This is a genomic window from Fusibacter ferrireducens, from assembly GCF_015352425.1.
In the GTDB taxonomy this organism is placed as follows: Bacteria; Bacillota; Clostridia; order Peptostreptococcales; family Acidaminobacteraceae; genus Fusibacter_A; species Fusibacter_A ferrireducens.
The window spans coordinates 1-2,920 of record NZ_JADKNH010000038.1 but is presented as its reverse complement, the minus strand read 5'-3'; the positions used below and the strand labels follow the sequence as shown (position 1 = coordinate 2,920).

The 2,920-nt window shown below is 34.6% G+C and carries 3 protein-coding genes; all 3 read left to right on the top strand.

Annotated elements, in window-relative coordinates:
* Positions 1 to 151 precede the first annotated feature (151 nt).
* The gene (locus tag ISU02_RS23630; protein WP_194704334.1) at positions 152 to 487 is read left to right on the top strand and encodes a hypothetical protein; all 336 of its coding nucleotides are present in this window, start codon (positions 152 to 154) and stop codon (positions 485 to 487) included.
* 737 nt (positions 488 to 1,224) lie between these two features.
* Positions 1,225 to 2,049: a hypothetical protein gene (locus ISU02_RS23625; RefSeq protein WP_194704333.1), complete on the top strand. Its 825-nt coding sequence runs from the start codon at positions 1,225 to 1,227 to the stop codon at positions 2,047 to 2,049.
* A 185-nt stretch (positions 2,050 to 2,234) separates the two neighbouring features.
* Positions 2,235 to 2,657, top strand: coding sequence for a hypothetical protein (locus ISU02_RS23620; protein ID WP_194704332.1), 423 nt, complete (start codon positions 2,235 to 2,237; stop codon positions 2,655 to 2,657).
* The last annotated feature ends 263 nt before the right edge of the window (positions 2,658 to 2,920 follow it).

The following is a 2,920-nucleotide window of genomic DNA, read 5'->3' as shown; positions in this document are numbered from 1 at the left end:
CATAACACGTCAGTTTCCTACATTCCTTCCGATGACACGGTTCTTGCGAGGCAAGCACCGCGCCACTTTTTCCGCTAAGGCGTTAAAAGGAAGGAACGTCGGAAACTGCGGGAACGTTATACGAAAATTTTTTAGGAAGGGACGTTATTATATGGACAAAATAAATTTACCTGATGAATATGAAAATCCCAATATGAAATATTTTAAAATTCATGATCAAGGTTCAAAAAATAATTGCACATCACATGCAATCGCAGGAATGGTCGAACTTCAATTAAGCGAAATATTTCAAGAGTCTGTGACGGTAAATGTTGATGATTTATGGAATAAGCAACTTAGGTATGGAACTGCAACTGAAGAAGGTGAAAAATCAGTCGAAGGAGCGTTAGTAATTTTTGAAAAGTATGGAGTGTGGTTTCACACGGAAAGTGGAATAATTGGTACTTACAGTCCGTTGAATGGGATTAAATTTTTCAAAAAATATTAAAAAATCATCGTATAACACGTCATTTTCCTACATTCCTTCCGATGACACAGTCCTTGCGAGGCAAGCACTGCGCCATTTTTTCCGCTAAGGCGTTAAAAAGAAGGAACATCGGAAACTGCGGGAACGTTAAGCGACATGGGGAGTTTGATAGTGTAATCAGAGTAAAATTTAAATCATATAGAATTAAACTAATAGGTTTGGTTCAACAATAATTGACGCTGTCTAGGTGCAAACTTGAACCAAGTCTATACAGTTATTCGATTGAGCATACATGAGACTAACAGGTTGTCATCACAATAGGGACGACTAAGAAAGCCAGTTAGGCATTATCTTTTTGAAGTTAGTTGCTAGGTTTCATATCTGTTTGAATCTCAGTCTGTTTTTTGATTAATTGGAGGTCTAATGGTTTATTTTTAGATATGGGTTTAGGGACTTAGTTAATACATAATTTTATTAGGCAAGGAAGTCTGGCTTTCTTAGATCAGAATTTATGGCTAATTAATTTATGGTTTCAAACGGATAGAAAACATATCACGTCGCCTAACACGACATTTTCCGCCATACTCTATTGTCATGAACGTTTGCATTATTGGGGCAAAGTTCCTGCCAATTCCCTGATCACCGCTTGTCACTTTTCTTGTGAACCTGTATCAAGAAAAGCGCCAAGCGGAGACCAGTGAACGTGTACGGCGGAAACTGCGGGAACGTTATATGAAATGAAATTTAGGGGGATAATTATGAACAGAACGCATGAATTTCAAAATGAAGTTACAAACTGTATGAACAGATATTTTTATAAAATGTTTGAAAAACTTGAGAGTGAAGACGAGGATCTTTTTAGGGATTTAGAAATTAATTATTTTCAGGAATATAATCATGTTAGGAACTACAATCAAGAAAGAATAAGAGCTTTTAATGAGAGTTCTTTTTATGAGGTCCTTTTATCTGCAATATCAGAACCAATAACAAATTATAATCTTAGTGATTATAATGATGGGGATCGAGAAGAGTTAATTTATTCACCGCGGATTGATATAGCTTTCTCACCTTCAATAAAAACAAAACGAGGAAAAACTGAAAGTATAGGTGTTTATAAGTTGTCTAATAATGTAAAACTTTTTAAATTCCTACATAAACTAAATTTTGTGAAAGAAATAGAGAACAACATTCGAAATAAATCAAATGATAACTTAAGAAATTATGGCTTAGATTTATGTTATGTCGGATGCCAACTAGAACATAATGAAAATGACTATATAAATAAAAGACCACTACACTTGTTCGGAATAGAAATCGAAAATCAAAAGAACGCAAAACACCTTATGGGAGATTTCCTTAATGCAATAAGTTTATCAAGAATTCCTATAGTAATTGTTCCAGAATCAAGATTAGACCATTTAATGAAAATGTTAATGTTTAGCTCTACAATCAAAAACTTAAAGGAAGTGCCCATATATGACCTTTTGAAGACAGTAAATATTTTGACAATAAATCAATTCATATCTGTACTGAATGATCTTTTACAAAGAGAAGGACTTAATCAAATTACTATAGGTGATTAAAAGTAAATTTCACATCACATAACACGACATTTTCCTACATTCCTTCCGATGACACGGTTCTTGCGAGGCAAGTACCGCGCCATTTTTTCCGCTAAGGCGTTAAAAAGAAGGAACGTCGGAAACTGCGGGAACGTTATATGACAGGTAAGGCTAAAAGAATCAAAGAAAATTTGGAGGAGGCTCAAATGAAACGGTATGATTATATAGCAGCAGAATTATATGGTTACAGCTATGAACACTATCAAGGAAAAATTGATGTACATAGTAGAAAGTTTACGCATGAGCTACCTTCAGATGCAAAATTACTAGAACAGGCAATTTCGGAATCTTGGTCAGATGAAAAGATTGCGGAAAAATTAGAGATTGACCTTGATCGAGTAAATGATTTTAAAGAAGCGTTTAAAAGAGCAGTTAAAATAGTGGATAAGGGTTCTGCATATTCAGTATTTGAAGAAAGCATTAAAAACACAATAGATGTTGTATTTGAAGAACATGAAATTGATAATGAACTGAAAGAGTTCTTACTAGAGCAATTATTGTATAGGGCAAGAGATTACGGATTTTTGCTAAAAGAAGAGCTATTACTTGATTATGATGATGAGTTTTAGCATACGGCTTCAAAAAGAGCCTTACCCATCACATAACACGACAATTTCCTACATTCCTTCCGATGTCACATTCCTTGCGAGGCAAGCACTGCGCCATTTTTTCCGCTAAGGCGTTAAAAAGAAGGAACGTCGGAAACTGCGGGAACGTTATCAAAAATGATTTATAAGGAGATTAAAGTGATTAATTGGGATTATGTAATAAAAGTAATTGGAATTGTAGCGGCTATATTAACAGCAACTGCAACTCTATATAAGGCATTTGT